23 protein-coding genes are annotated in these 25,513 nt (G+C 53.8%); 12 read left to right on the top strand and 11 right to left on the bottom strand.

Annotation, left to right across the window (positions count from 1 at the left end; translation table 11 throughout):
- Positions 1 to 89: 89 nt before the first annotated feature.
- The 4 genes from lipA to lipB form a co-directional block, all read right to left on the bottom strand.
- Complete coding sequence (lipA, locus tag QTO31_RS08465; protein WP_301428749.1) at positions 90 to 1,010, bottom strand: lipoyl synthase; 921 nt, start codon at positions 1,008 to 1,010, stop codon at positions 90 to 92.
- A gap of 93 nt (positions 1,011 to 1,103) precedes the next feature.
- Entirely contained in the window at positions 1,104 to 1,850 is a 747-nt protein-coding gene (locus QTO31_RS08470; RefSeq protein ID WP_301428750.1) for a GGDEF domain-containing protein, read from the bottom strand.
- On the bottom strand, positions 1,847 to 2,332 hold the full coding sequence (locus QTO31_RS08475) for a carboxymuconolactone decarboxylase family protein (RefSeq protein ID WP_301428751.1): 486 nt from the start codon (positions 2,330 to 2,332) through the stop codon (positions 1,847 to 1,849). The genes QTO31_RS08470 and QTO31_RS08475 overlap by 4 nt, the downstream gene beginning before the upstream one ends.
- Before the next feature lie 260 nt (positions 2,333 to 2,592).
- On the bottom strand, positions 2,593 to 3,267 hold the full coding sequence (gene lipB / locus QTO31_RS08480) for a lipoyl(octanoyl) transferase LipB (protein WP_031458649.1): 675 nt from the start codon (positions 3,265 to 3,267) through the stop codon (positions 2,593 to 2,595).
- 267 nt (positions 3,268 to 3,534) lie between these two features.
- Here lipB and QTO31_RS08485 point away from each other — a divergent pair, with 267 nt between their 5' ends.
- Positions 3,535 to 4,278 (top strand): class F sortase, encoded by a 744-nt coding sequence (locus QTO31_RS08485; protein WP_031458650.1) that lies wholly within the window; start codon positions 3,535 to 3,537, stop codon positions 4,276 to 4,278.
- A 33-nt stretch (positions 4,279 to 4,311) separates the two neighbouring features.
- Here QTO31_RS08485 and QTO31_RS08490 read toward each other — a convergent pair whose 3' ends face one another.
- The gene (locus tag QTO31_RS08490; RefSeq protein WP_301428752.1) at positions 4,312 to 5,139 is read right to left on the bottom strand and encodes a hypothetical protein; all 828 of its coding nucleotides are present in this window, start codon (positions 5,137 to 5,139) and stop codon (positions 4,312 to 4,314) included.
- Between the two features lie 10 nt (positions 5,140 to 5,149).
- Positions 5,150 to 6,043: a DUF488 domain-containing protein gene (locus tag QTO31_RS08495; RefSeq protein WP_301428753.1), complete on the bottom strand. Its 894-nt coding sequence runs from the start codon at positions 6,041 to 6,043 to the stop codon at positions 5,150 to 5,152.
- 846 nt (positions 6,044 to 6,889) lie between these two features.
- Here QTO31_RS08495 and QTO31_RS08500 point away from each other — a divergent pair.
- The 3 genes from QTO31_RS08500 to QTO31_RS08510 all read left to right on the top strand — a co-directional run bounded on the left by QTO31_RS08500 (position 6,890) and on the right by QTO31_RS08510 (position 10,864).
- Positions 6,890 to 8,161: an alkaline phosphatase family protein gene (locus QTO31_RS08500; protein ID WP_301428754.1), complete on the top strand. Its 1,272-nt coding sequence runs from the start codon at positions 6,890 to 6,892 to the stop codon at positions 8,159 to 8,161.
- Between the two features lie 86 nt (positions 8,162 to 8,247).
- A complete protein-coding gene (locus QTO31_RS08505) occupies positions 8,248 to 9,822 on the top strand; it encodes a hypothetical protein (protein WP_301428755.1) in 1,575 nt (524 codons plus the stop codon).
- A 277-nt stretch (positions 9,823 to 10,099) separates the two neighbouring features.
- Entirely contained in the window at positions 10,100 to 10,864 is a 765-nt protein-coding gene (locus QTO31_RS08510) for an Rcas_1661 family thioredoxin-like (seleno)lipoprotein (protein ID WP_301428756.1), read from the top strand.
- A gap of 15 nt (positions 10,865 to 10,879) precedes the next feature.
- On the opposite strand, the gene QTO31_RS08515 is transcribed toward QTO31_RS08510, so the two are convergent.
- The gene (locus tag QTO31_RS08515; protein WP_301428757.1) at positions 10,880 to 12,115 is read right to left on the bottom strand and encodes an MFS transporter; all 1,236 of its coding nucleotides are present in this window, start codon (positions 12,113 to 12,115) and stop codon (positions 10,880 to 10,882) included.
- A 2-nt stretch (positions 12,116 to 12,117) separates the two neighbouring features.
- A complete protein-coding gene (locus QTO31_RS08520; RefSeq protein ID WP_031461008.1) occupies positions 12,118 to 12,582 on the bottom strand; it encodes a MarR family winged helix-turn-helix transcriptional regulator in 465 nt (154 codons plus the stop codon).
- A gap of 927 nt (positions 12,583 to 13,509) precedes the next feature.
- On the opposite strand from QTO31_RS08520, the gene QTO31_RS08525 reads away from it, so the two are divergent.
- From QTO31_RS08525 to surE, 8 genes are all read left to right on the top strand, one after another.
- Complete coding sequence (locus tag QTO31_RS08525) at positions 13,510 to 14,826, top strand: ABC transporter substrate-binding protein (RefSeq protein WP_301428758.1); 1,317 nt, start codon at positions 13,510 to 13,512, stop codon at positions 14,824 to 14,826.
- 119 nt (positions 14,827 to 14,945) lie between these two features.
- Positions 14,946 to 15,887: a carbohydrate ABC transporter permease gene (locus QTO31_RS08530; RefSeq protein ID WP_301428759.1), complete on the top strand. Its 942-nt coding sequence runs from the start codon at positions 14,946 to 14,948 to the stop codon at positions 15,885 to 15,887.
- A 12-nt stretch (positions 15,888 to 15,899) separates the two neighbouring features.
- The gene (locus QTO31_RS08535) at positions 15,900 to 16,739 is read left to right on the top strand and encodes a carbohydrate ABC transporter permease (RefSeq protein WP_301428760.1); all 840 of its coding nucleotides are present in this window, start codon (positions 15,900 to 15,902) and stop codon (positions 16,737 to 16,739) included.
- Between the two features lie 18 nt (positions 16,740 to 16,757).
- Positions 16,758 to 17,804: a UDP-glucose--hexose-1-phosphate uridylyltransferase gene (locus QTO31_RS08540; RefSeq protein ID WP_301428761.1), complete on the top strand. Its 1,047-nt coding sequence runs from the start codon at positions 16,758 to 16,760 to the stop codon at positions 17,802 to 17,804.
- Positions 17,805 to 18,161: 357 nt separating this feature from the next.
- Positions 18,162 to 18,935, top strand: coding sequence for an RNA polymerase sigma factor (locus tag QTO31_RS08545; protein WP_031461003.1), 774 nt, complete (start codon positions 18,162 to 18,164; stop codon positions 18,933 to 18,935).
- A 117-nt stretch (positions 18,936 to 19,052) separates the two neighbouring features.
- Positions 19,053 to 19,436: a hypothetical protein gene (locus QTO31_RS08550; protein WP_301428762.1), complete on the top strand. Its 384-nt coding sequence runs from the start codon at positions 19,053 to 19,055 to the stop codon at positions 19,434 to 19,436.
- Between the two features lie 223 nt (positions 19,437 to 19,659).
- Positions 19,660 to 20,919, top strand: coding sequence for a vWA domain-containing protein (locus QTO31_RS08555; RefSeq protein ID WP_301428763.1), 1,260 nt, complete (start codon positions 19,660 to 19,662; stop codon positions 20,917 to 20,919).
- A 1-nt stretch (position 20,920) separates the two neighbouring features.
- The gene (surE, locus tag QTO31_RS08560) at positions 20,921 to 21,694 is read left to right on the top strand and encodes a 5'/3'-nucleotidase SurE (protein ID WP_301428764.1); all 774 of its coding nucleotides are present in this window, start codon (positions 20,921 to 20,923) and stop codon (positions 21,692 to 21,694) included.
- 191 nt (positions 21,695 to 21,885) lie between these two features.
- Here surE and QTO31_RS08565 read toward each other — a convergent pair whose 3' ends face one another.
- The 3 genes from QTO31_RS08565 to QTO31_RS08575 all read right to left on the bottom strand — a co-directional run bounded on the left by QTO31_RS08565 (position 21,886) and on the right by QTO31_RS08575 (position 25,457).
- Positions 21,886 to 22,605, bottom strand: coding sequence for a hypothetical protein (locus QTO31_RS08565; RefSeq protein WP_301428765.1), 720 nt, complete (start codon positions 22,603 to 22,605; stop codon positions 21,886 to 21,888).
- 717 nt (positions 22,606 to 23,322) lie between these two features.
- Positions 23,323 to 24,381, bottom strand: coding sequence for a MaoC family dehydratase (locus tag QTO31_RS08570; protein WP_301428766.1), 1,059 nt, complete (start codon positions 24,379 to 24,381; stop codon positions 23,323 to 23,325).
- Between the two features lie 29 nt (positions 24,382 to 24,410).
- Complete coding sequence (locus QTO31_RS08575; protein ID WP_031461162.1) at positions 24,411 to 25,457, bottom strand: HpcH/HpaI aldolase/citrate lyase family protein; 1,047 nt, start codon at positions 25,455 to 25,457, stop codon at positions 24,411 to 24,413.
- Positions 25,458 to 25,513 lie beyond the last annotated feature (56 nt).

The raw sequence follows: 25,513 nt of genomic DNA on the forward strand, positions 1-25,513 counted from the left end.
CCAATCGCTGCATCGTCCAATCATACGACCGCATTGAAATGATAGGCAAGAGCGCAGATGACCGATGAACCCTGCGCTCTTGGAAACGCTTAGTGTTGAGCCGCACCGACGTGGAGGTGAGCATTGTAGCTTGATCGTACCAGTGGGCCACTCTCAACGTGGGTAAAGCCTCGTGCCAGAGCGTAGCGACGAAACTCGGCAAATTCATTAGGCGTGACGTAGCGATGGACTGGCCAGTAGCTTGCATCAGGGGCTAGATATTGGCCTATCGTCAGCACATTCACATCGACCTCACGCAAGCGATCAATCACCTCAAAGACTTCCTCATTCGTCTCGCCAGCGCCCACCATCATACCACTCTTGGTCACCAAATGCGGTCGCGCAGCCCTGGCACGGGCCAACAACTCGATACTCTGCTCGAACTTTGCCCGAGGTCGGAACCGTCGAAACAGACGTGGCACCGTCTCGATGTTATGGTTAAGCACATCCGGCTCGGCTGCTAAAACTGTTGCCAGTGCATCCCAATTCCCATCAAAATCGGGAATGAGTACTTCAACCTTGCAATCGGGCACTTTCTGTCGGATCAGTTCAATAGTGCGGGCAAAGATATGCGCACCACCATCGGGCACATCATCACGATTGACCGAGGTCAGCACGGCAAACTTCAGCTTTAGATGGGCAACCGATTCGGCCACCCGTTCAGGTTCTTGTTCATCAATTGGTTTCGGCTTCCCTTTGCCGATTGCACAGTACCGGCAACCACGGGTACAAATATCGCCAAGCAAAAGGAACGTCGCAGTGCGATGATTCCAGCATTCGCCAATATTTGGACAGCGGGCTTCTTCACAAACGGTGTGCAGATTCTTCTCGCGCATCAGGCGTAACACATCGTGATAGTTGACACCACCCGGCGCCCGCGCCTTCAGCCATTCAGGGCGACGTGGTCGGTTGGTTGCAGTCGGTGTAGATTGCGCCACACCTACATCACTAAGTGGGATAAGTTCTGCCATTGGCGTTCTCGCCTTCCAGTGATCGTCGATCAGGTCACACGATCAGATAACGATTCGATTGGCATACATATTGTACCGCAGATTGCGAAAAACTCAGTGAAGAGCTTTCTTTCGACGCTTCTGCTCATACATGCGTTCATCAGCCAATGTTACCAACACCATACCATCACCCTCTTCGGCCCAAGCCAAGCCATAGCTAACCTGAAAACCGGCAATAGCTCGGTAGAGCTTTTCCAACTGCTGTTTAGTCAACAACACTGCAAACTCATCACCTCCTAAACGGTACGCCTCGAACCCTGACTGCCGGAGGGAATCGGCAAAATACTGTAGTAATCGATCGCCCGCAAGATGACCCTGACTATCATTCACTATTTTGAGATTATCGAGATCAAGGAATGCTAATCCCCATCCTGTCGGAAGACTATCCGCCAATCGCCGCTCAAGCGCACGTCGATTCCCTAAACCGGTTAGCCAATCGTATCGAGCCTGTCGCTCAAGTTCTTCGCGATGTCCTGCGGCATACAGAGCCGAAAGTAAATAATCACAGAAGAGAGCTGCTAGTCGCAGTTCTGTTGGATCATCGATATTGGGTATTTCAAGGAGAAGATACATTGGATAAGGAGGGCCGAAAAAGTAAGCGCCATATCCCCCGGCAATCCGACCACGGCTGGGAAGTCCCTGGGCAGAGTCAGGATCAAGCACCCTGAGCTTCCCAAGCTCGAATATCCAGCCTACATAGCGTTGAGCGTGGTCGAGGACACCAGAAACCGGCAGATTCGTATAACCGGTTGCTGTTTCGTGTAAGAGCAGCAACCGTACTAACAGCGTCTCAAGACTCATACCTTATCGACCGGAATGTTCAGCAAATCCGTCCAGGTATTAATGAACGCAAATACCCCTACGACTGCGACTGCCTCTTGCACTTCAATATCGCTCAGACCTGACTCACGCAGTTCCTCCAGAAGATGTGTATCAGGTGAAGCAGTTGCAGCCTGAGCAAAACGGAGTAATGCCTGAACACGAGTGGGTAGTGTCGGTAAGATTTCGCCACGACGTAACGAATCGAGCAAACTCGCTTCCAACCCCTGAACCATCAAAGCATGCAGATGAATTTCGGCAGCGTATCGTGATCCACGAGACTGTGAACTGATAACTCCCATCATCTCTTTCACTGTACGCGGCAACACTCCACGCAGCACCACATGACGGAAGGCTTTCCAGAGTGCTGTCTGTATATCGGTGCTTTGAGCATGGGCAAAGATATTCGGGATAACTCCAAATCCAAGTTCATCCACTATCTCCTGTACCGTATCTTTCGACATACATACCTCCGAATCGATACAAATAGTGAAACTACATGCCAGTGCTCTGGGCTGAAAAGGTTTGTTGTGCACAAATCTTTTATTGCCAGTGTGTTGCTATTGTATCATGAATGGTAAGAAAGGTGTCATTATTCGGGAATGCAAAATCCGGTGAGAAGAAAGAGATTTTTTGTCTTCACTAAATAGAAGTAAATACAAACTCTAAAAAGATAAGATAAAAGTAGATATTCGATATAAAATGTCAACCCTCGAAAAACAAGCTATGCCATTAACAACACCTCTTCACGTGGCACCAGTTCAAACACCTCGCACATCCTTGCAATAAGTCGTTCAGTAACCTCGGCAAAGGATGGTACGATACCGAGTTCGTTAGCCAGTGACGTTACACCGCGATCCATGATCCCACAGGGAACGATCAACTCAAAGCCACTGAGGTCTGGATCAATGTTGAGCGCCAGGCCATGGGTCGTCACGCCACTTGCACTAAGCTTCACACCAATGGCACAGATTTTCGCCGCACCGTTTCGCACCCAAACCCCGGTTAAGCCCGCGATACGCTCGCCAATCAGACCGTAGTCGGCTAACACCCGAATCACACTCTCTTCCAACCCACGCACATAGCGGCCAACATCACTGCCGTGCTGCGAGAGTTTGAAGATCGGGTAAGCAACCAGTTGTCCCGGCGCATGATAGGTCACTTCCCCACCTCGATCACTCTGAACGACCACCACACCGCGTGCGGCTAACTCGGCAGGTGAGGCAAGCACATGCTCAGGACGTGCCTTGTTGCCTAGGGTAATTGTCGGTGGATGTTCAAGCACCAGCAGCGCATCACCAATCTGACCGCGCGAACGCTTGTGGGCTAATTGGCGCTGAATATCCCATGCCGCAGTATATGCGATACGACCAAGATGATATACCGTCAATGTGCGCATATTTCTCTCATTCCTAACTGACATGGTTCTTGTCCAATGGAGTATGTAGTATCACGCGAAAATCTAACTAGTGTCATCTAGTCGTGTTGGTAAACAACTTTTTTGCAATAGCTTGCAGCCTTTCCTGACTCTCGCTGTAGGGAAAAGGTCAACTATTGCGCCCTTTTCCGATCACTGTTCTCAGTATAACCGATCAGCCCGGGCTATCGGGAAGGAAACTTGTGGTAGGCTAAAGAGGGGTATCCTGACAGTACCGAGGTCAACACAATGCGAATGCTACTGATAGTGCTAACCGGCTGCCTAATCTTGAGTGCGTGTAGCGAAACGACCGCAGGCGCCGATCTTACCAGACCATCACCAATGATCTTCTCGCCAAAAGCGTATACTCCAACCGCCACGATCATCACGCCAACACCGATTACGCCTACGTTTACCCCATCGCCAACACCGGTGTCACCACCAACAAGCACCCCAACACCTTTGGTTACACCGACGGCACCACCTACTTCCACACCCGTGCTGTCGGCAACTGCAACACCTCTGGCAACCCCATCACCGGTAGGCGACCGTACACCTGTTCGGCTGGTTATTCCAGAAATAAAACTCGACCGAACCCTGATACCGGTAGGGCTTGATGCGAACAATGTGCCGGTTGTTCCCGATCACGACGTCGGCTGGTACATCTACAGCGCCAAGCCGGGGCAGGGTGAGAATATCGTGTTGTGGGGGCATGTGCTGCGCTTTCGCAAAGCTCCTCAGATTCCAGCTCCCTTTGCCAACATTGATCGCCTGACTGTTGGGAGTGAGATATTCCTCTACAGTGCTGATGGGACAACGTTTCGCTACGTCGTGGCTCGCAAAGAGCGCGTGACTCCCGATCAAGTGCAATACATTCTGCCCACGGGTGATGAGCGATTGACTCTTGTATCGTGTATTGGCGACCGGGTCATCGTTGATGGAACGGTTGAACTTACGCATCGTCTGATCACGATTGCAGTACCGGCGCCGTAGCGATGATTATGGCTGGCGGTGTGACTAAACCTATCAGAACATTCTCAACTGTTCATCCTTCGGCGGGTGAAATGTACCGATGATGATAAATGGGTTGGGTGCCCTTTGATGATATTGTAGCGTCGTCCCTAAGAAGAAGTATAGGTCTTTTGTCTTAGCAAAATCATCGAAATACTTTCGACGAACATCTTCAATCGCCTTTCGTTCGTCTCCTTCATGTCTCAGCAGACAATTCCAGAAAAGTTGTCCCGTCTCCCAATCTTCTATCATCAAATTGCTTTCTTTTCCGTCACTATCTCTAAATCGATATTTGAAAGTGTAGGGAAGCTTCCGTACTATCTCAAATTCTTTCTCCAAGTCTTCTTCTTCATCAGAGAATAGTCTTAATTGTTGTCTGCTTGCCTGAATTTGCGCAACTTTTTTCATATCCCACTCTCTGTCAGTTGGTTCGGCATAGAAATCAAGGATCTCTGTAGGTTTGAAAGTAGCCAGTGATGTACGAATCTGCGGATTCTTTGCCTCTGCAATCAGCTCAGCAAGGTTGTCGTAGACCTTTTTCAGACAGATACGCTTACGCTCCTCCCAAAAACGCTTCGTATCGATATGGCCGACAACTTCTATTTTTGATCCGGGTACTGGTCGATAGCTCTCTGGACGAAAATCTCGTTCGTTTCTTTCCAAATCAATGGTGATCCAGTCATACTTTTTGTACCGTTCGTCGTAGGTTTTTTTACGAAAAGGAATTGGATAAATCCTTACCCATGAACCATCCTCACGAAATCCGGCTGTACAGACCAGTTCATCGTATTTGACCGAGATGGTGGGATACGTCTTAACGGTGATCAGCACCTTCGTTCGCATGACGATACCTTCAGAGGTGTATGACATCGTAAGTAAAACCTGGTAACTTGCTGATAGCCTCGGCCAGATGACGACGGTGACAGCGTTGGCTCTCAGCTTCAAAGCATGTAAGGGCAATCCGCCTGTATTGCTGGAGCAGGTTCAAGATTTCGCGCTGCGTTGGGAGTGTGGTCGGCAATATCGTGCGTCGATATGCAGCAAATAGATCGTCGTAATCGTCTTGTGCCCTTAAGCCTTTCCGCAATTCAGGGGCAATACCGACTTCTGGAAAGTGGCGGTATTCAATGTCAACAAGTTTGCATATTCGTTCTAACTGACGCTTACTAAATCCCGGTTTCATGCTCGCCGGATTGTTCCGAACATCTACCAACAGGTTGATACCATTTCTGATCAAGATATTGAGATAATGCTCAAGCGAGCGCCCTTCATAGCCAACGGTAAATAATACGGTACGCTGTTCCACATGCCTGAACTGTTCTACTCGTTGTTGAGCTTCCTTTCCCAAAACTTCGTTGAGCAGTTTGCTGCGAGTGGCGTAGTATGGATACTGCTCATACAGCTCTTGCAACAACTCATTTCTCGATGTCTTTCGGTATTTCGACCACAGTGCATGCATAGTCTGGGCATCACGAGGATGAAGACCTTGCAGGTAATCCCGTTTTTCCAAAAGGGTGATCGTATACTCATCTTCCTGTAACAACGCTCTGTCACACAACGCATTGATGTCCCACTGTACAGTGAATGAATAGCTGCCGTAGTGGTAGGGAATAAATTCATAGACCGGTTTTTCCTGGTGCTGACCAAGCAAGAAGAGCATTTTTTGCAGATACAGCTTGTCGATTGTGCCACCAAAGATGTCTATGAATGCTAGAAGAATTTTTCGGCGGTACAGCATGCCGTTCATGTGATAGATACCTTTGTTTAGAGGCGAGCATACCCGCGTCAAAAGATGATGTAGATTGGTAGAACGTTTTTTCTATTATATCACATTCGCTATCTGTGTTCCAGATACGTCTGTACCAGATAGAGCTTTTCAACGTTTTCACCCTCCCGAGCAGAGGTGCGAAGAGATGAGAGGGAACGCGAAACGTGCGTAGCAGCGTGAAGAAGATGCGGGTTTCTCTCCATATCCCGTAGTGCGTGTAGAGGCGCACGGCTTTCCGTTCTGACTGTGCGCTGCCCACCACTGTTTGTCTCGCCGATAACGTCTGTCCCTTCCTTGTCGGGGCGGGTTCTCAACCCTCCCGCTGAAATGTCCGTCTCCAGCATTCCTGGCCGACGCGAGCCAGCGGCCCGCGCACCCAGGGAACCTATAGCTCTCGATCAGAGGTGCGAAGAGATGAGAGGGAACGCGAAACGCGCACCGCAACGTGCGTAGCAGTGGCAGCTTTCTGTTCCAACCGTGGTCTGCGGCCACACTCTTTGTGGGGAGGCCGATAGTATCCGGCAACGCACGGTAGGGGCGGGTTTCAAACCCGTCCCCGATGATGTGCTCATCCGCGAGCCAATGTCTTCCCCTTGCTCACCATACCACGAAGGCGGGCAGCTCGTGTATCTGGACGACTGCGTGGGTGCGGAGTCATCGGCAGCGAGGTAATGGCTGTTGGTGCTGCTCTGTAAGTGAACCGTATCGAACGTAATCCGACAGCCTTCCATCTGTTCATAAGCGTGCGGATTTTTTCAGACGCTCTCACTTCTCTTTCTGTTGTGCTACAGTATCTATGTACCCGTCTTCTATCAGGAGTTTCCTATGCTGCTCGAAGAGTCAACTGCTGCGATAGCCGCTGCATTTCAGGGTTCTGATCGGGTTGTTCCGTTGTACAATTCGTATGGATTTGCCCAGATTCCATCGACTATGGCGTATCTGCTGACCGGAGCTGCTGCCGACCTGCCACCACTACCTATTGCTCACGCGCTCCCATCACGACCGGCGACGGTGGTGCTGCTGATGATCGATTCGCTTGGCTGGTATTTCTTTCATCGCTATCTCGAACGACTCCCCTTTTTGCGCCGCTTCCTTACTGAGGGGCAGATTTGCCAATTGACAACTGCATTTCCTTCTTCCACTGCGGTGCACGTGACCTTGCTGCATACCGGTCTGGCAGCCGATCAGAGCGGGATTTATGAATGGCATATCTTTGACCCTCATCTTCAGGCGGTCATTGGTTCGTTACTCTTCTCGCCCTACTTCGAGCGCCAGGCCGATGGTCTGGTTGCGTATGGTGTCGATCCGAGCGAAGTCTACCCTGCGGCGAGCTTCTACCGCCAGTTAAAAACGGCAGCAGTTGATAGTGTTGTGCTGTTGCCAACGACGCTTGCCCATTCGGTGTATACCCGTACCTTGTGCCGTGGTGCATTAGTTGTACCGTTTCAGCATATTGCTGATGCAGCGGGACGTTTGCACACGTTGTTTGAGCGTCAGGTGAATCCAACCTTCTATCACGTATACATCGATGCTGTTGATGTTGCGATGCACCGGTACGGTCCTGAATCTGCCCAGGTTAATGCCGAAATTGTGACCACTCTTGATCAGCTTGAGCAGCATCTTTTGCCGGTGTTAAAGTCAGCTCCAAAACCGGCAGTGCTGTTCGTCACTGCTGATCATGGGCAGGTTGCGGTTGATCCGCTGCAAGTAATTGTTCTTAACCGTCTATGGCCTGACCTAGAACGCTTTTTCCGTCAGGGGGGAGATCGGCGGCCTTTACCTCCTTCCGGTTCGCCGCGGGTGACGGTGCTCCATGTACAACCAGCAGTTGTTGGTGAGGTTCAGATAAACTTGCAGCGCCTGCTCGGTGAACGTGCAACGGTTGTGACCGGCGCTGAGTTGATGGCAGCCGGCTATTTTGGGCCAAAGCCTGGCGAGCGGCTAGCGTCACGGTTGGGTGAGCTGGTCATTCTACCTGCGCCCGGTGAAGCGATTATTTGGGAATATCCCCCTGGTCGGTTATTCGAGTATCGTGGTTTGCACGGTGGATTAACCTCAATTGAGATGTTGACAGAGCTGGCATGGTTGGTTGTTTGAGGGCTGATCGGCGTATGGTTGAGCGTCATCGTGCGTCATGTGATAAGATACACGAAAGGCATTTGAATGAGAGTGGAGGCTGATTCGTGTCCGAGACTGAACCATCAGCGCCAAATCCCCGTCTGAGCCGTGATACGTGGTTGTTGATCGGTGCACTTACATTGCTCGGCTTAGGAGTTGCTCTCACCTTTTTCTTTTCGCCTGGCAGCAACGTAAATGTGCCGCCACCGACGGGTTCTCCGTTAGCTCGTCCACCGACGCAGGGCGCTGCATATCCCGAAGCAACAACGCCGGCCGGAGGCGTGGTGCCAACACCTCCCGCCTACCCGGTGGCAACGACGCCAACAGTAGACCTGGCTCTAACCCAGACCAGTGTCGTGCTGGAAACGACTGCGCTGGCTGCAACTGTGCGGGCCGAGGCTACGCAGACCGAAACCGCTGTCCCGGCGTATCCGGTACCAGAAGGCACGCCACCGACACTGCCAACGATTATTCCAACCGCAACTCTGCCTCCACCAACCATCCCGCCACTGCCAACTGCGCCACCACCGCCAACACTCCCACCGCCCCCCACCCCAACGAGCGCCGATCTCATCATTGATGACAGCCCAACCAATCCGCCGCCGCCAACCGCGACTCCGTTGCCGACTTCGACACCCCTGCCAACACCGGTACCGGCGCTGGTATTGCGTGGCAGCACGCGCTGGACGAGTGATCAGGGGCCAATCGTGCTCAACCGAGATGTACAACTGCCGCCCGGCAGCGAGTTGATCATTGAACCAGGCGTAGAGGTACGTCTGGCGCCGGGAGTCTCGATTTATGTTGATGGTGGTCGGTTGATTGCTCTCGGCCAACCTGGCCGTCCGGTGCGTTTTATTGGTGCTACCGGCGCCCGCTGGAGTGGTATCTATGGCCGTCCTGGCGGTTTTATTGCGCTTGAGCATACCGACATTCGTGGTGGTGGCCTGGGTGGAACCGTACTGGTGAGTGAAGAAGGCGGGCTGGTAGTGCGTTTTAGCAGGATTACCGATAACGGTGGTGGAGTCCTGGTGGTCGATTCGCGGCTCGAACTAGCGCAGAGCGAAATTGCCGGTAATGATGTGCCATTTGGAGCTGCATTTGAGGCGGCGTACAGCCGTGGCAACAGCGTAACGCTCGTCGGGAACCGAATTGGCGGTAATCGTCTCAGTGCTGGTGCGCCAATGGTGCGGATCGCGAATCAGAATGCACGCGAAACCCTTAATCTCACAATAGAAGGGAACCTCTTCCGCGATGGTAGTGTGAATATACAGCTCACGACGAACGGTATGTTACAGGGTACCTTGATCTGCAATGCCCTGATCGGGGGTGATTTGGGTTTAAGCCTGCGTAGTGAAACCGTACAGGTCAGGCCCGAAGGTGGATTCCTGATGCCATTGCGGATCGAGCAAAATCTGTTTGAAGGCCACACGCCGGTGATTCGACCAACGTACCTTACGTATGGGATCGGTCGCGGGGCTGCTAGTGAGATTGCGCTTGATATGCGCAATAACTGGTGGGGGCACGCTTCTGGTCCGTATGAACCTGATGTTAATCCGCAGGGGACTGGCGATGCCGTGGGCAGTAATATCACTTTTGCCCCATGGTTGACGGACCGACCATCCTGCGTACCGGCGCCGTAGGAGAGGAGATAGGTGCTAGGAGTGAGTGGGGGCCTGGGGAAACGATGGGTTCCAACCGCAGATCGTACAACGCGGGCCGGAGGCCCGCGCACCCAGCGCAGCGTGTTTGCGGGGGGCCTGGGGAAACGATGGGTTCCAACCGCAGATCGTACAACGCGGGCCAGAGGCCCGCGCACCCGGCTAGCGTGTTTGCGGGGGGCCTGGGGAAACGATAGGTTCCACTCGCAGATCGTACAACGCGGGCCAGAGGCCCGCACACCTAGATGAGGAGGTTTGTTTGATACGTTCATTCTTTTGGTTATTTATCCTGCTAATTCTGGCGGCCTGCACTTCATCAGTACCGACGACCGAATCGCCGTCGTCGTTACCCACTGCAACTCCTTCTACGTCACCAGCGATCATTGTTGAACCAACCAGTACGACCGCTTCAACGATCACGCCAACTTCTCCCGTTGCAGTAGCCGCAACTCCAACACCAATGCTAGCCGTAACCTATCGGGGAGCACTGGTTGGCCGTGATGCGAATGGTGCATTCACCCTCGGCGATCCGGCAGCGCCGCTCACCCTGATCGATTATTCAGACTTTCTCTGAACGGCGTGCCGCCGTCACGTGTTGACGGTCGAACCAGTATTGATTGAACGTTACGTCGTTACCGGCAAGATTTTGTACATCTTCCGTCCGGTACTCAACCACGGCGTTGCTTCGCTTGTGACCACTGCGGCGGCATTTTGTGCCGGGGAACAAGATGCTTTCTGGCCGATGCACGAATTACTCTTTGCACGGCAGAGTGAGGTGGCGACAACTCGCGACGCCGATTTACCGAACCTAATGAGCAGGTACGCGGCTGAATTAGGCCTTACTGTCACGACGTTTACCACGTGTTTGGAAGGGGGAGCTACCCAGCAATTGGCAGAAAATCTCGACGCCGAGCAGCGACAGCGTGGTATTCGCGTGCAACCGGTTTTCGAGATAGGCGAGATTCGGCTGATCGGCTTGCAACCGCTTGAACGATTTGCTGAAATCATTGAACGGCAACCATAGCCTGCGCAGGTGCGGTTACAATTGACGTAATTGTGGCGCGTGCCATTCTACACTCAACACCAAGAGCCATCCGATGAAGGCACTACCGGCGACGACCATCGGCACATTACCGACCAGCTCAGCAACACTGCCGACCAGCATCCCACCCAACGGACTCATCCCCATCAGTGACAGGGTAAATACACTCATTACCCGTCCGCGCAGATCGTCGGGCACGATCAATTGAATCAGGGTATTGGTGAGCGCCATCGTGGTAACACCTGCCCAACCGCACAGTCCAATCAGCAGGAGTGCCAGCGGTACAATTCGGGTTTGAGTAAAACTGATCAGGAGAGGGGCGTACAGTAGGGCTGCAACGGTTAAAAGTTTCCCGCGTGGTGCATGATCGCCGAGCTGGGCAAGGATAAGTGCGGCACACAGTGAACCACATCCACTAGAGGCCGATAACCAGCCCAAACCGGCAGCACCGATGTGCAAAACATCGCGTGCAAAGACCGGTAAGAGCGGAATATGGACGAAATAGAAAAAACTTACTGCACCGGCGCGCAGTAAGAGGGCGCGAACATTGGGTTCATGGATAATGTAGTGTAGCCCCGCGCGCACGGTATTGCCGTGGCGGGCAGCAGGTAATCGCTGAGTGTCGAGGTGCATCAGAGATAGACTGGTCAACACCGCGCCAAAACTAAGTGCATTGAACAAAAAAGCCGGCCCTTCCCCAATCCAGGCAACGACGATACCCGCTACCGCTGGTCCGATAGTACGTGCACCGTTGAAGATGGAAGAGTTCAGCGCAATCGCATTTAACAAATCTTCGCGGCCCACCATCTCGACGGTAAATGCCTGACGGGCCGGCGCATCAAACGCATTAACGATACCTAACAAAAGCGCAAGGATCAGAACATGGGTAATATGCACGATACCATTGAGGGTTAGGCCGGCCAGCGTAGCCGCCAGCAGCATTGCAGTAGATTGGGTAATCAGCAAAATCCGACGTTTGGGAAAGCGATCAGCAATTGTACCGGCAAAGAGGGAGAACAACAGTACCGGCAACGAATTGGCTGCCGCCACCAATCCAAGGAGAAAAGGTGAATCGGTCAATCGCAGGACAAGCCAGCCCTGTGCTACGCTTTGCATCCATGTGCCGGTCAGCGAAATCAGTTGCCCATAGAAAAATAGGCGATAATTGCGGTGACGAAGTGCGCGAAACATCGCCGAACGGCGCATTGTCGCACGGGCTTGAATTGATCGCATAATCAGTCGGTGTCTTCGTGATCCTGATGCGTGAGCAACGCTTCGTACAGATGCTGCATTGCCTGATGAAAGGCCGCCAGTTCTTCAGCCGATAAATAACTCAGACGCTGCTCAACCAGACGGCGATGGCGGGGACGTAGTTCATCAATCAGTGCCTTACCTGCCGGAGTGAGTTGAACGAGTGTGACCCGGCGGTCGCGCGGATCGGTGGCTCGCCGCACCAGACCACGACGTTCTAAGCGGTCAACCAGTCGGGTCAGATTCGAGTTGTCGGCCAGCATCTCATTACAGATATAACTGAGCGGTACTCCCTCTTCTGTAGCGTAGAACAGGATAGCATACTGCGGCGTCGAAAGATCGTAAGGGCGAAACTCTTCCCGATTTAACTCCTGAAAGCGACGGTGGAGTTTCAGGAAGAGGCGGTAGGCTTCAATCTGTGGTGAGTCGCAGTTACTGATTTCTGGCATAGTCCGTATCCTAGACTTGTCAATTATTGTACCAGTAAATTTCGATTTAGCAAGAATAGATTGCGCCTGCCTCCAACTCAGGAGGAAGGCGCAATTGTGGTGATGGCGTCACCAGTAGAAAGCAAACAGCCAGACCATGAGCAGAAATGCAATTGCTCCGGTCAACGTAACAGCGAGCAATACTGGTTTGACTTCGGGATCACCGCTCCACTCTGGTTGCATACTGCACTCCTCGTTACAAAAATTGTCGGATGTGTGCCCAAGCCTCATATGACACATTGTACCGCGTTTTGCATTATCTGTGGTAGCAAAGAGGGTTGTGCTGGTTCGTTGTGCAAAGAGGGGTTTTCAACGTTTTCAGACTCCTGTTGCCTGAGAGCACACCTGACATACCTCACCTTGCTCCCACAGAGGGCGTAATGAGGAGCGTGAAGCGAGTTGGGATGGCATGGCAACGACCAGAAGGGTCACTTCCCACCAACTTTCACTCGCGGAGGAGCCTGGATGGGAGGATGGGGCATAAGCCTCGCAGCGCACGACGCAGGTCTCTGGCCCGCGCACCCAGGGGATCGCACGGGTTGGGAGTCATTGGCACCAGGTGCGGGATGTTCGTCGGTGGCACTCCGCTGGTGGATTGTTCGGTCAGCGAAGATTGTACTTGACATAAAATTTATCAGACATCCGCTCACGACAGGTACGGCCCGCAAGTCTGTCGTCTCCAACTTTAGCGGCTCGCGGAACGACGCTGGCACTATGAACTTGCATAGTTCGCGTAACAACAATATAATGTCGCCTACCACATGTCGGTCTGCCACGTGCGACGTTGCGTATAGGGATGGCACGCCACGTCTGTCTATGACAGCGAGCAGTGGTCGGGCACGTGTGGTAGATGGTTGGGGGTTATTTGCTGAGAAAGGAACAGCAACGATGCTACGGAAACACACCCTGTCGTGGATTGCGCTGATGGCTTTGTTAGCCACATTACTAGCCGCATGTGGCGGCGGTCAGCCAACAACCGGTGGCACTGGCGGCAGCAGTGGCAGTACCGGTGGTCAGCAACAAACGGTGACCATTCGCTGGCGTACTCGCCCTGGTGATGCTGCTGAACAGCGCGTCTATGAAGAGTTAAATGCTCTGGTGAACGAGAAACTCAAGGACAAGGGGATTACGGCGGTCTATGATCCGGCGCCTAATCAGGGTTACTTCGAGAAGTTGAAGACCGAGCTGGCTGCCGGTAATGCACCTGACATCTTTTGGATTGGTGGTGTTGAGCTAGCAGATTTTGTTAATACCGGTCAGATACTCGATCTCAAACCACTGATCGATGCCGATAGCAGTTTCCAGTTGAGCAACTTCTATCCAAACGTCATCGAGCAACTGACCCGCGATGGCAAGATTTACGGCTTGCCACGTGACATCTCGACGATGGTTGTCTATTACAACGAAGACTTGTTTAAGGCGGCAGGTCTGAAGACACCAAAAGAGCTGGCAGCCGAAGGCAACTGGAATTGGAACACCATGCTCGAGGCAGCACGAAAGCTCACCGATCCGGCCAATCAGCAGTATGGTCTCGGCTTTGGCAACTGGTGGGGACCGGCGTGGGGTTATTTCATCAATGCAGCCGGTGGGAGTCCGTTTACGCCCGACCGACGTGGCTGTGCTTTGAATACACCAGAATCTATCGAGGGCGCTAAGATGGTTCGTCTCCTGTACGACGAGAAGTTGTTGCCCGCCGGTGATGCTGATGGTGAGGCACTGTTCAATGCCGGGAAGGTCGCGATGTACTTCAACGGTCGCTGGTTTACCCCTGGCGTGCGCACCAATGCTAAGTTCAACTGGGACGTGGCAGTGATGCCTGAGGGTAAGGTCAAGAGCACCTGGCTCTTCTGGGGGCCGTACCTGGTCAATGCGAAGACGGCGAATACGCAGGCCGCCTGGGAGGTGCTGAAGGTTCTAACCAGTGCCGAGGCAACGGCGAAGGTTGCTGCGCTAGGTACAAATATCCCGCCGCGCAGCGATAAGGCTGCTGTTGATGCCTTCCTCGCTTCGACGCCACCGGCCAACAACCAGGCGTTCCTCGATGGCATTTCCTACGCTGCCCTCGAGGCGCCTGTCTGGGACGGTAGTTGGGCCGATTTCAGTGGTATTGTTCAGAGCCTTTGGGATCAGATGATTGCAGGCCAGATCACGCCTGAGCAATTTGGTCAGCAGGCCTGCGAGCGGGCGGCCAGTACGTTCAAATAGATCATCGCACTGCGGCGAGCGGTGGGCGTGCATCGCTCGCCAGATCATCAGATCATCGATGCGTGAATCGGTACCCTCTCCTGCATTGGGTCTATTGCTCTATTCCCCGGAGGTGATCCATGACCAAACAGGCGCCGGCAGCACTGTCTGCAACTCCCGCACGTCGCCATCTCAGCCGACGTGTGCGGTTGTGGATTGATGCGTTCGGTATGTTGCTGCCGACGATTCTAGGTGTGCTGATCTTTTTTCTTGTGCCACTCACGATCTCTTTCTATTTGAGTTTTACCGATGCACGTCTCTTTGGTGAACCGAACCTTATCGGGTTCAACAACTACCAGCGCGCCCTTTCCGATCCGACCTTTTACCGGGCCATGTGGAATACCGCGGCGTTTTCCGTGGTGACGTTGGTTGTCTCGACGGTACCGGCCCTGATACTGGCTGTCATCCTCAATGAAAGAATTGTCGGTCGTACCTTCTTTCGTGCGGTGTTCTTCATTCCGGTGGTTGCTTCGGTCGTTGGGGTTACTCTGCTCTGGCGCTATCTGCTCAACATTGATTTCGGCTTTGTGAATTATGTAATTCGGCTGTTCGGTTTGGAACCGATCCCGTGGTTAACCAGCCCGGAATGGGGCTTGATCAGCGTGATCTTGGTCTTTTCGTGGAAGACCATCGGCTACAATATGGTCATTTTTCTGGCCGGGTTGCAGGGTGTGCCGCCGCAACTCTACGAAGCAGCCAGTCTTGATGGCGCCAGCCGCTGGCAACAGTTTCTCTTTATTACCGTACCGATGCTCTCGCCGACCACATTCTTTGTACTGGTAACAACGCTGATCAATTGTTTGCAGGTATTCGATGTACCGGTCGCCCTTGGCTTGACCCGTTCAAATACCATTGGCCCGGCGGATTCGATGTTGACGATTGTGCCATTACTCTGGCGAGAGGCATTTATCGGTGGCCGCATGGGGTACGCTTCGGCACTGGCCTGGTTGTTGTTCGTGATTATTTTGCTGTTGACCCTAATTCAGTTCCGGCTGTCGCGGCGATGGGTTCACTACGAATAAGCGAGGCAGAGCATGGCGAGTACAATCTTGCGCCGACCGTGGGAGCGATTGCTAGCCTATTTAGTGCTGAGTATTACTGGCTTCATCATGGTCTTTCCGTTCATTTATATGTTCCTGTCATCGCTCAAGCCTTCGGCTGAGGTTGTGCAGGTGCCACCGACGCTGTGGCCGAGCGAGGTGCGCTGGTCGAATTATCTGGAAGTGTTGAGTATTGTGCCGTTGGGCACCCAGTTGATCAACACCATCATTGTTACCGTCCTGGTCGTGTTGGGGTGGGTCTTGACATCAGTTTTGGCCGGTTATGCCTTTGCCCGGCTAGAGTTCCCCGGTCGTGAATGGCTGTTCGGGGCGTATCTGGCAACACTGATGGTACCGTTTGCAGTGCTGATCGTACCGATGTACCGTCTGATGCTAGTATTCGGATGGGTTGATCGCCTGGAAGCACTTATCATTCCTTGGTTGTTTACGGCCTACGGTACGTTCCTACTGCGACAGTTCTTTATGAGCGTACCAAGAGATTTAGAAGATGCCGCATTGATTGATGGAGCGTCGCATTGGGGCATTCTGTTTCGTATCTTTTTACCGCTGGCTCGGCCTGCTATTGCGACGCTGGCAACATTTGCCTTTCTCTATGCCTGGAATAGCTTTCTCTGGCCGCTGATCATTATTAGTAGCCCAGCGCGAAAAGTGGTGACGCAGGGCCTGGTTGATCTTCAGGCACTCTACGCTGCGCGCGTTGATCTGATTATGGCCGGTTCGACCCTGGCCGTGCTGCCAACGCTGATTGTCTTCCTCTTTGCCCAGCGCTATTTTATTGAAGGAATTGCAACCTCTGGCCTGGCCGGGCGCTAAGGGAAGCGAGATGTACGCATGGAACACCACGAACTTTTCAGCCGACCCCACCGCCGTTTAAACCGGCTGACTGGCGAGTGGGTGTTGGTTTCGCCGCATCGTACCCAACGTCCGTGGTTAGGGCAGGTTGAGCAACTGCCACCTACCGAGTTACCGACGTATGACCCACATTGTTATCTGTGTCCGGGAAATGTACGGGCCAACGGTGTTCAAAATCCGTTGTATACTGAAACCTTTGTATTCGAGAACGATTTTGCCGCACTGCTGCCTGATATTCCGTTAGATCGGGTCAGTATTCGGGTTCCATCCGTCAACGAAACCGGGCCGGTGCTACTCCACGCTGAAGCTGAGCGTGGCATCTGTCAGGTCGTCTGTTTTTCGCCGCGTCACGATCTGACACTGGCGCAGATGACACAGACTGAGGTGCGGCGCGTGGTTGAAATCTGGGTCGAGCAGTACAATGAACTGGCCGCTATTGATTGGGTGCAGTCGGTGCTCATTTTCGAGAATCGCGGGGCAATGATGGGCGCTTCTAACCCTCACCCGCACGGTCAAATCTGGGCCAACGAACAGTTGCCCAACGAGATGCGTAAAGAGCTGTCAACCCAAACTGGATACTGGCAGGAGCATCAGCGGTGCATGCTCTGTGATTATCTGAAGCTGGAGCTGACGCTGGGTGAGCGGATTGTATGTGCAAATGAGACGTGGGTAGCACTGGTTCCCTTCTGGGCAATCTGGCCATTTGAGACACTGGTGCTACCACGGGTTCACGCCGGGGCCATCGGTGATTTGGACGATCAGGGTCGTGATGGGCTAGCCGACATCCTGCGCGAGCTGACCGGTCGTTATGATCGGCTGTTTAACGTTCCCTTTCCCTACAGTATGGGTTTTCACCAGCGCCCGACCGACGGCTTACCCCATCCAGGCTGGCATCTGCATGCCCATTTTTACCCACCTTTGTTGCGTTCGGCGACGGTGCGTAAATTTATGGTTGGCTACGAAATGTTAGGCCAGCCGCAGCGCGATCTGACACCGGAACAGGCAGCGGCCCGTCTGCGTCAGTAAAGGCAACAGATTTTTGGGTAACAGGGTTCTGGAGGGGTGAAGCACTACTTCACCCCTCCAGAAGTTCCATTGTGGCGTCTGCCTGCATTGCTCTCCCGGTATTGTGTTTTATTCTCCATCCTAAAACAACGATAGATGGGTCTCCATACGGTTGTTTTCTTTACCAGAGCGACCATCGATAAAGCCCCTATTTGTCATCTCTTGCTCATCTAAGACTCTTCTCGCCGGCTCCATAACTTTCTACAATGCAGCGCAGAAGATGTATCTGAGCGATTGGTCGGCTGCGTATCACTCTTCCCCGGCACGGGGAACGGTATCGACAGCGCACCTGATCATCAAGATGAAGCGAGGAACGTTATGATTACATCGACCATGACAACCGCTCGCCAATCGGCAGAGTTTTCTGCAGCCGTTCATCCGCTTATCGAGACGGCGCTTGGCAGCGAACACGACATCAAGGCCATGGATGTGACAGAGCTGGCCCAACGCTGTGCAATCGAAAGTGACCGGTTCTACCGCGGGCAATCTCACGACTCGCGGTATAGCTACGAGCTGTTTCGTCGTGCTTTAGTGGAACGTGATGAGATAGCCTGGAATTATCTCTTTCAGCATTATAGCCCTCTGGTAGAAGGGTGGATTCGGCGGTGCAGTGCATTTGTTAATAGCGGTGAAAGCAGCGAGTATTTTGTGATCGGCGCTTTCGTGAAGTTTTGGCGAGCGGTGACACCAGAGCGGTTTGCTGCCTTTCCAAATCTGGCTTCGTTGTTGCAGTATTTGCAGCTCTGTGCTTCAAGTGTTGTTATTGATTCGGTTCGTGCTCAGTCGTGGGCGGAAATGATGCCCGAAGAGAAGATTAATACACAACAGATCGCAAAGACGGCCCCCGATGAGGAGGCCATGCAACGGGTTGACCGACAGGAGTTCTGGCGGTATATCGATAGCCAGTTGCACTCCGAGAGCGAACGGGTGGTGGTCTACGGTTCGTTTGTGTTAGGTCTTACACCACGAGCAATCTTTGAACGCTATCGTATGCTCTTTGACAGTGTGTACGATGTCTACAATGTTAAACGAAATGTTTTGAATCGACTTAGTCGCAATCACCATCTCCAAGACTTGGTTCGACAGGCGTAAACGACTTGACGAAATAGTAGCTCCGGGGACGTGAAAAACGTCCCCGTTTACGTTTCTTTCAAATAGGAGAGCCTAGTTACCAATTGATCCGCGTATGATTGTGGAGGCGCGCCGATTATGGAGGAAAAACAGTTCAAGGACGGCGCAAACCATCTTTCTGGTCTTGAGTTGATAGCTGCGGTAGATGGTGAACTCGATGAGGAGATTGCTCAACATCTTCATCATTGTGATCTTTGTGCTCAGCGCCTGATGACGCTGCGGAGTATACAACGTGCGCTGCGGCGTAGACTGTACCGCGCGCTTTGTCCGACGACCGATCAGTTGATTGACTATTGTCAGGGTTTGCTTGCTCCTTCGCAACAGGATGCTATTGCTCATCATCTGACATCGTGCCCATATTGTCGATCTGAGGTTGAATTACTGCTGCAACGTGATCCGTTGATCGACCGTCTGCTGCTCAGTCATTTGTTCGATGGGCAAGGGTTTCGTTTCTGGCGTTAAACGGCTCGCGATACGTGTAAGCAGAAGGGGGATGGTATACCGTCCCTCGTCATTTTTCATCGCTCAAGCAGGGGTGTAGCGAACGATCAGACACACACAGCCATAGCTCATTTGCACGTTGTGCGCTACAATGTACTCAGTTGCAACCGTTGCCAGCGGCGCATCGTCGCATACGTCGAAGATTACCGCTGTATCGCGATCGCGTTAAGCTGAGGAGTTGATTATGGCTGGAGAAGTTACGCTACAGGCAGCCCTAGCGCGCCCCTTTCTCGCTGCTACGACTACACCCCAGGTCGCATACGTGTTACTAGAAGCGCAACCGGCAGCACAGTTGGTGCAGGTACGAATGCCGGTGAATGTCTGTTTTGTGCTCGACCGTAGCGGTTCGATGAAAGGTGAGAAGATCGAGCGTCTTCGTCAGGCGGTGATACGCGCAATCGAGCAGCTTGACGAGCAGGATACGCTGTCGATCGTCATTTTCGATCATCGAACCGAAGTGTTGGTTCCGGCCCAACCGGTACGTAATCGGACGACCATTCTCGATCTGGTGCATCGCATCCGTGATGCCGGTGGAACACGTATTGCCCCCGCACTTGAAAAGGGATTGCAAGAGTTGCAGAAAGTACCGCATGGTGTCCGCCGTCTGATTCTGCTGACCGATGGTCAGACCGAGCACGAGAAGGAATGTCTGTTACGCGCCGAAGATGCAGGTCGGCTGGGCATCCCCATCACCGCGCTGGGTATCGGCAAAGATTGGAATGAAGACTTGCTGATCGAGATGGCGAATCGTTCGCGGGGTGTAGCCGATTATATCGCTCAACCTTCCTCAATTGTGAACTATTTTCAGCATACTGTGCAGCGTGCCCAGCAGACGACGATTCAGAACAGTGTGCTCACGCTACGCCTGGTACAGGGGGTAACGCCGCGAGCCGTCTGGCAGGTCACGCCACTCATCGATAATCTCGGTTATCAGCCTCTGGATAATCGTGCCGTCAGTGTCAATCTCGGCGAACTGGAGAGCGGGCAGGTGCGTGCTCTGCTTATCGAACTGATCGTTGATCCGCGTCCAATCGGCACATATCGTATTGGTCAGGCAGAGATCAGCTACGATGTGCCGCCGCTCCGTCTGGTCGGGGAAAAGACCAAAATTGACATTATGCTTACCTTCACCGCCGATCCGACGCAGTTGCAACAGGTTACCCCCAACGTGATGAACATCGTTGAGAAGGTCAGTGCGTTTAAGTTGCAAACCCGTGCTTTGCAAGACCTGGCTGCCGGCGATGTCAGTGGGGCGACCCAGAAATTGAAGAGTGCAGTGACCCGCTTGCTCAATCAGGGTGAAGTGGAACTGGCTGCCACGATGCAGCAAGAGATTGCCAACCTTGAACAACAGGGTCAAATGTCGAGCGAAGGGCAGAAGACGATCAAGTTTCAGGGCCGTAAAACGGTGCGTCTGACCGATATTGAGTTGCCGAAGGAGTAATATGTATATTTTGGTCACGAATGACGATGGCTACCAGAGTCCGGGCTTGGTGGCACTGCGGGCAGTGCTCAGCGAGATTGGTGAAGTGGTGGTGGTTGCCCCTGATCGTAACTGGAGCGCTGCCGGTCATTACCGGAAGCTATTCGATCCTTTACGGGCCTGGGAAGGTACTTTAAGTGATGGTTTACCAGCGCTGATTTGTGATGGTACACCGGCCGATTGTGTGGCCCTGGCCGTGATGGGGCTTCTCGACCGAAAGCCCGATCTGGTCGTGTCGGGAATCAATCTGGGGGCAAACTTGGGTACCGATCTGCTCTATTCGGGGACAGTGGCGGCGGCAATGGAAGCGCTTGTCTTCGGGATTCCGGGACTGGCCGTATCACAGGTGCGCCCTAAAGATGGAAAGTGGGATTTCGGGGCGGCGCAAATGGCAGTGCGACATCTGGTAACGCTGATCCGTGAGCGTGGCCTGCCGGCAGAGATTCTGTTGAATCTGAACATTCCGCCCGTCGCCCCAACCGAGTTGCGCGGGATAAAGGTTGGTCGTCTGGGGCGTCGGGTCTACCGCGATGCGCTGGTCGTGCGCTACGATCCACGGGGCCGACCGTATTACTGGATCGACGGCGCTGAACCGGAAGATCATTACGAAGATGGTACCGATATTGCTGCGATCAGTGATGGCTATGCAAGCCTGACACCCGTACAGATGGATTTGACCAGCCATCGCTGGTTAGATGAGCTGCGTCATTGGGAGTGGGATGGTAAACGGTTGTGACAGTGCCCGGTGTCCAGGCCCTTGTTCTCTCATCGTTCGTGCAATTCACGGCATTGGGCAGGCCAGGTTTTACCCTCCTCTGCGTGAGGGGCGTGTAGTGCCTGAAGAGGATGGTGTGCTGATGCGCCAACCTATGAGTCCAGTTCATACACTTCACGACGAGGGCCGGATGACTGCGTTCCCAGGCAAACTCATAATACTACCTCAAGCCATTGCGCCTCAGTACACGCGCGTACTCCCCAGCCGAGGCGGCAGGTTGGACGCACGATTGCATACTGGTTATCGATCCAGATGACCAGGCTGAGCGGGCCACGCGGTGATGGAGCACGCAGAATAGGCTGACCGTCAACCAGTAATTCACTTTCGCTCACCCCCCAGCGAATCTCGTAGTCGTGCCACTGCGCGATGTCTTGAGGTACGATTGCTTCGGCGATACCGGCGGCGTGTTGGATAGAGGGCCAGAGCCGACGGTAGATCGGGGGTAGGTTGAGGAGCGGTACGATGAGCGGGGCAAGGGGTAGCCACGTAAGGGCTGCCGGGCGGCCGGTGTCGATGATTGCTGCTTTCCAACCGTGACCGGGGATGCCCATCGCCAGCGGCATGTCGTGAGGCGCTGCGCCGAAGAAGAACCAGATGGCTTGCGGCATGCGGGGCGGCCAGGCCCATGGGTAGCTCCACAGACCAAAGCCGGCAGTGCCGATCAGTTGTGTAACCGGATGCGATGCGCGAGCACGAAGGCGTAGGGTGAACGGCGGCCATAGTGCACGGGCAGGACCTGGTCGTCGCCCGAAATCGTCGAGCTGAGCATTCCGATACCGGTCGGCCGGGCCGGGTGGTCGGATGAGCCGCAGGCCGGTTGCCGTCTGAATAACCCCGGCTCCACCGCTGCATCGTGGGCGTAAGTACCACATATGACTACCGAAATGACAGAGAGTGTAGAGGTTTGTTCACCCTATAAGGTTCCTAGTTCCTGGGTTGCATTTTACCCCTTATTCTCTCCCGGTGCACCGACGATATTCGTCGCCGTATCGGTAGGATCAGATTCCAACCCTCACACCCCATGTTCCCCCTTCTACTCACCGTGTGGGAGCGGAAGGGGGCAAGGTGAGGGACAGGTTCCAACCTCGCCCTAATGGCGTTCTCCAAAGCCAAGCGCGGGGTTCACGGCTGCTAGCGCCGGATGCGGGCCAGAGGCCCGCGCTCCCAGGAAAGCAGCAGTTTTCATCACTGCGAGAGCAAATTCCCCCTTCTGCTCACCGTGTGGGAGCGGAAGGGGGCAAGGTGAGGGACTGGTTCCAACCTCGCCCTAATGGCGTCCGCCTAAGACAAGCGTGAGGTTCACGGCTGCCAGCGCCGGATGCGGGCCAGAGGCCCGCGCTCCCAGGAAAGCAGCAGTTTTTATCACTGCGAGAGCAAATTCCCCCTTCTACTCACCGTGTGGGAGTGGAAGGGGGCAAGGTGAGGGACAGGTTCCAACCTCGCCCTAATGGCGTCCGCCTAAGACAAGCGTGAGGTTCACGGCTGCTAGCGCCGGATGCGGGCCAGAGGCCCGCGCTCCCAGGAAAAGGTACGCTTAATCCGCGTGCCGCCGGCGTGAGCATTTCTGCCGATCCACCCCACATCCTAACTCATCCCCGTCGTGGCATCAGCACCGTATAATCGAAATCGAGCACGACTGCCGGATCGTAGTTGCCGTCCGCATCCCGGTATGGGAAATCGTGACACGGGCGATCCTTGGTGGCGACGGTGCGTATCCGCAGCGCACCAATATCCGTTCGCCCTGGAATTTCCATTTTGGCGAGGATTTCCGACCAGGCGTAGATGGTATCACCGGCGAAACTGGGGTTGGTATGGCGACCGCTGTTAATGGCGGCAATACTCAGCGCGTTGGCCAGACCGTTGAACGAGAGCGAGCGGGCTAGACTGATGATGTGCCCGCCATAAACGATCCGACGTCCGAACCGCCCTTCGCGTTCAACGTGGAGATTGAAGTGAACCCGCGCTGTATTCTGGTAGAGCCGGGTGGCCTGCATATGTTCGGCTTCTTCAATCGTCACGCCATCGACGTGATCGATCTTCTCCCCAACCTCGTAGTCTTCCCACAGGTAGGTGCTGCCGGCATGATCCAGATTGTACGTAGCAGGTGATACCTGGTAAGGTACGGCCAATTGATCAACCGGCACCGAATCGGGAAGCGTCGGTACAACCGGTTCAGGCGCCGGTGCGTTGAGGTCGCGCTTGCGTACCATCACCCAGCGAGTGTATTCGAGCACCATCTCACCACGCTGATTAGTCCCAACCGAATGCACATACACCACGCCGGTTTTGCCGTCTTTGTTTTGGCGGAGACCAATGACGGTTGAGGTGGTCGAAAGGGTGTCGCCGGGATAGACGATGGCCCCAAAGCGACCTCCGGCGTAGCCGAGATTGGCAATGGCGTTGAGTGAAATATCGGGGACAGTCTTGCCAAACACGATATGGAAAACGAGCAGACTGTCGAGTGGTGCTCGCTCTAAGCCAAGCGCCTGGGCAAACGGGGTTGATGAGGTCAGTGCAAAGCGGGAACCGTAGAGCGATGTGTAGAGTGCCACATCACCCTCGGTGACGGTACGTGGTGTCGCATGCACAATTGTTTGCCCGACGCGAAAATCCTCGAAGAAGTTACCGGGATTGGTCTTGACACTCATCCCTTATCTCCTTTTGCGCAAGCGCAGCACTAGAAGCCGTATGCCTTCGCCAGTTCGGGGTCTTTTTTCGCAATCATGCGGGCCAGATCGACAATGACTTTGGCTTGCTTCCAGGTTGCGTCATCTTGCATCTTGCCGTCGATCATCGCCACCCCTGAACCGTCGGGCATCGCTTCGAGAATCCGTTTGGCAAACAATACTTCATTCACATCAGGGCTGAAGACGCGCTTGGCAATCGGAATCTGGTTGGGCGCCAGTGACCATGCGCCGGTACAGCCGAGCAGGAAAGCGTTGCGGAACTGGGCTTCGCAGGCTGCTTCGTCTTTGATGTCACCAAACGGGCCGTAGAAGGCGCGCAGGCCATGCGAGACGGCGACATCAACCATGCGGGCAATGGTGTAGTGCCACAGGTCTTGCTGGTAGAACGGCCGTTCGGTCTGGCCTTCTTGGGGGTCGGCGAGAACGCCGTAGAATGGGTGTCCACCACCGACGCGGGTGGTTTTCATACCGCGCGAAGCGGCCAGATCGGCCGGGCCGAGGCTGAAACCGTGCATGCGGGGGCTAGCGCCCGCAATCGCCTCCAGATTGACCATACCCTGGGCGGTTTCGAGCAGAGCATGGATCAGGATCGGTTTCTGGATGTGGTATTTGGCTTCGAGTAAGGCCAAAAATTGATCGACAAAGTGAATATCCCACGGGCCTTCAACTTTCGGGATCATGATCACGTCGAGTTTATTTCCTACCGCAGCGACGATTTCGGTGATGTCGTCGAGCACCCATGGGCTGTTGAGTGCATTCACCCGTACCCAGAGCGCGGTGTCGCCAAAATCGGTATTGCGAACGACCTCGATGAAACCGGCACGGGCTGCTTCTTTAGCGTCTACCGGAATGGCATCTTCAAGATTGCCGCAGAGAACGTCAACCTGTTTGGCGACTTCGGGGATGCGGGCGCGAATCTTTTCCACGTGGGGCGGAAAGAAATGAACGACCCGTTCGGGGCGTACCGGCAATTCTCGAATAGGTTGCGGGGCACCGATGGCGAGTGGATTGTAGAAGTTACGGGGTAATTTGTGCATATTTCCTCCTCATTCATAGTATTATCTTATCGTTGCGCTAGTAGATGAAGTAGTAG

Origin of the sequence: Chloroflexus sp. MS-CIW-1 (assembly GCF_030444705.1) — a bacterium.
Lineage (GTDB): Bacteria > Chloroflexota > Chloroflexia > Chloroflexales > Chloroflexaceae > Chloroflexus.

What these genes read in the sequence shown, in the direction of transcription:
- lipA (WP_301428749.1), bottom strand. Translation starts at nt 1,010, where the DNA reads ATGGCAGAACTTATCCCACTTAGTGATGTAGGTGTGGCGCAATCTACA.
- QTO31_RS08470 (WP_301428750.1), bottom strand. Translation starts at nt 1,850, where the DNA reads ATGAGTCTTGAGACGCTGTTAGTACGGTTGCTGCTCTTACACGAAACA.
- QTO31_RS08475 (WP_301428751.1), bottom strand. Translation starts at nt 2,332, where the DNA reads ATGTCGAAAGATACGGTACAGGAGATAGTGGATGAACTTGGATTTGGA.
- lipB (WP_031458649.1), bottom strand. Translation starts at nt 3,267, where the DNA reads ATGCGCACATTGACGGTATATCATCTTGGTCGTATCGCATATACTGCG.
- QTO31_RS08485 (WP_031458650.1), top strand. Translation starts at nt 3,535, where the DNA reads ATGCGAATGCTACTGATAGTGCTAACCGGCTGCCTAATCTTGAGTGCG.
- QTO31_RS08490 (WP_301428752.1), bottom strand. Translation starts at nt 5,139, where the DNA reads ATGCGAACGAAGGTGCTGATCACCGTTAAGACGTATCCCACCATCTCG.
- QTO31_RS08495 (WP_301428753.1), bottom strand. Translation starts at nt 6,043, where the DNA reads ATGAACGGCATGCTGTACCGCCGAAAAATTCTTCTAGCATTCATAGAC.
- QTO31_RS08500 (WP_301428754.1), top strand. Translation starts at nt 6,890, where the DNA reads ATGCTGCTCGAAGAGTCAACTGCTGCGATAGCCGCTGCATTTCAGGGT.
- QTO31_RS08515 (WP_301428757.1), bottom strand. Translation starts at nt 12,115, where the DNA reads ATGCGATCAATTCAAGCCCGTGCGACAATGCGCCGTTCGGCGATGTTT.
- QTO31_RS08520 (WP_031461008.1), bottom strand. Translation starts at nt 12,582, where the DNA reads ATGCCAGAAATCAGTAACTGCGACTCACCACAGATTGAAGCCTACCGC.
- QTO31_RS08525 (WP_301428758.1), top strand. Translation starts at nt 13,510, where the DNA reads ATGCTACGGAAACACACCCTGTCGTGGATTGCGCTGATGGCTTTGTTA.
- QTO31_RS08530 (WP_301428759.1), top strand. Translation starts at nt 14,946, where the DNA reads ATGACCAAACAGGCGCCGGCAGCACTGTCTGCAACTCCCGCACGTCGC.
- QTO31_RS08535 (WP_301428760.1), top strand. Translation starts at nt 15,900, where the DNA reads ATGGCGAGTACAATCTTGCGCCGACCGTGGGAGCGATTGCTAGCCTAT.
- QTO31_RS08540 (WP_301428761.1), top strand. Translation starts at nt 16,758, where the DNA reads ATGGAACACCACGAACTTTTCAGCCGACCCCACCGCCGTTTAAACCGG.
- QTO31_RS08545 (WP_031461003.1), top strand. Translation starts at nt 18,162, where the DNA reads ATGATTACATCGACCATGACAACCGCTCGCCAATCGGCAGAGTTTTCT.
- QTO31_RS08550 (WP_301428762.1), top strand. Translation starts at nt 19,053, where the DNA reads ATGGAGGAAAAACAGTTCAAGGACGGCGCAAACCATCTTTCTGGTCTT.
- QTO31_RS08555 (WP_301428763.1), top strand. Translation starts at nt 19,660, where the DNA reads ATGGCTGGAGAAGTTACGCTACAGGCAGCCCTAGCGCGCCCCTTTCTC.
- surE (WP_301428764.1), top strand. Translation starts at nt 20,921, where the DNA reads ATGTATATTTTGGTCACGAATGACGATGGCTACCAGAGTCCGGGCTTG.
- QTO31_RS08565 (WP_301428765.1), bottom strand. Translation starts at nt 22,605, where the DNA reads ATGTGGTACTTACGCCCACGATGCAGCGGTGGAGCCGGGGTTATTCAG.
- QTO31_RS08570 (WP_301428766.1), bottom strand. Translation starts at nt 24,381, where the DNA reads ATGAGTGTCAAGACCAATCCCGGTAACTTCTTCGAGGATTTTCGCGTC.
- QTO31_RS08575 (WP_031461162.1), bottom strand. Translation starts at nt 25,457, where the DNA reads ATGCACAAATTACCCCGTAACTTCTACAATCCACTCGCCATCGGTGCC.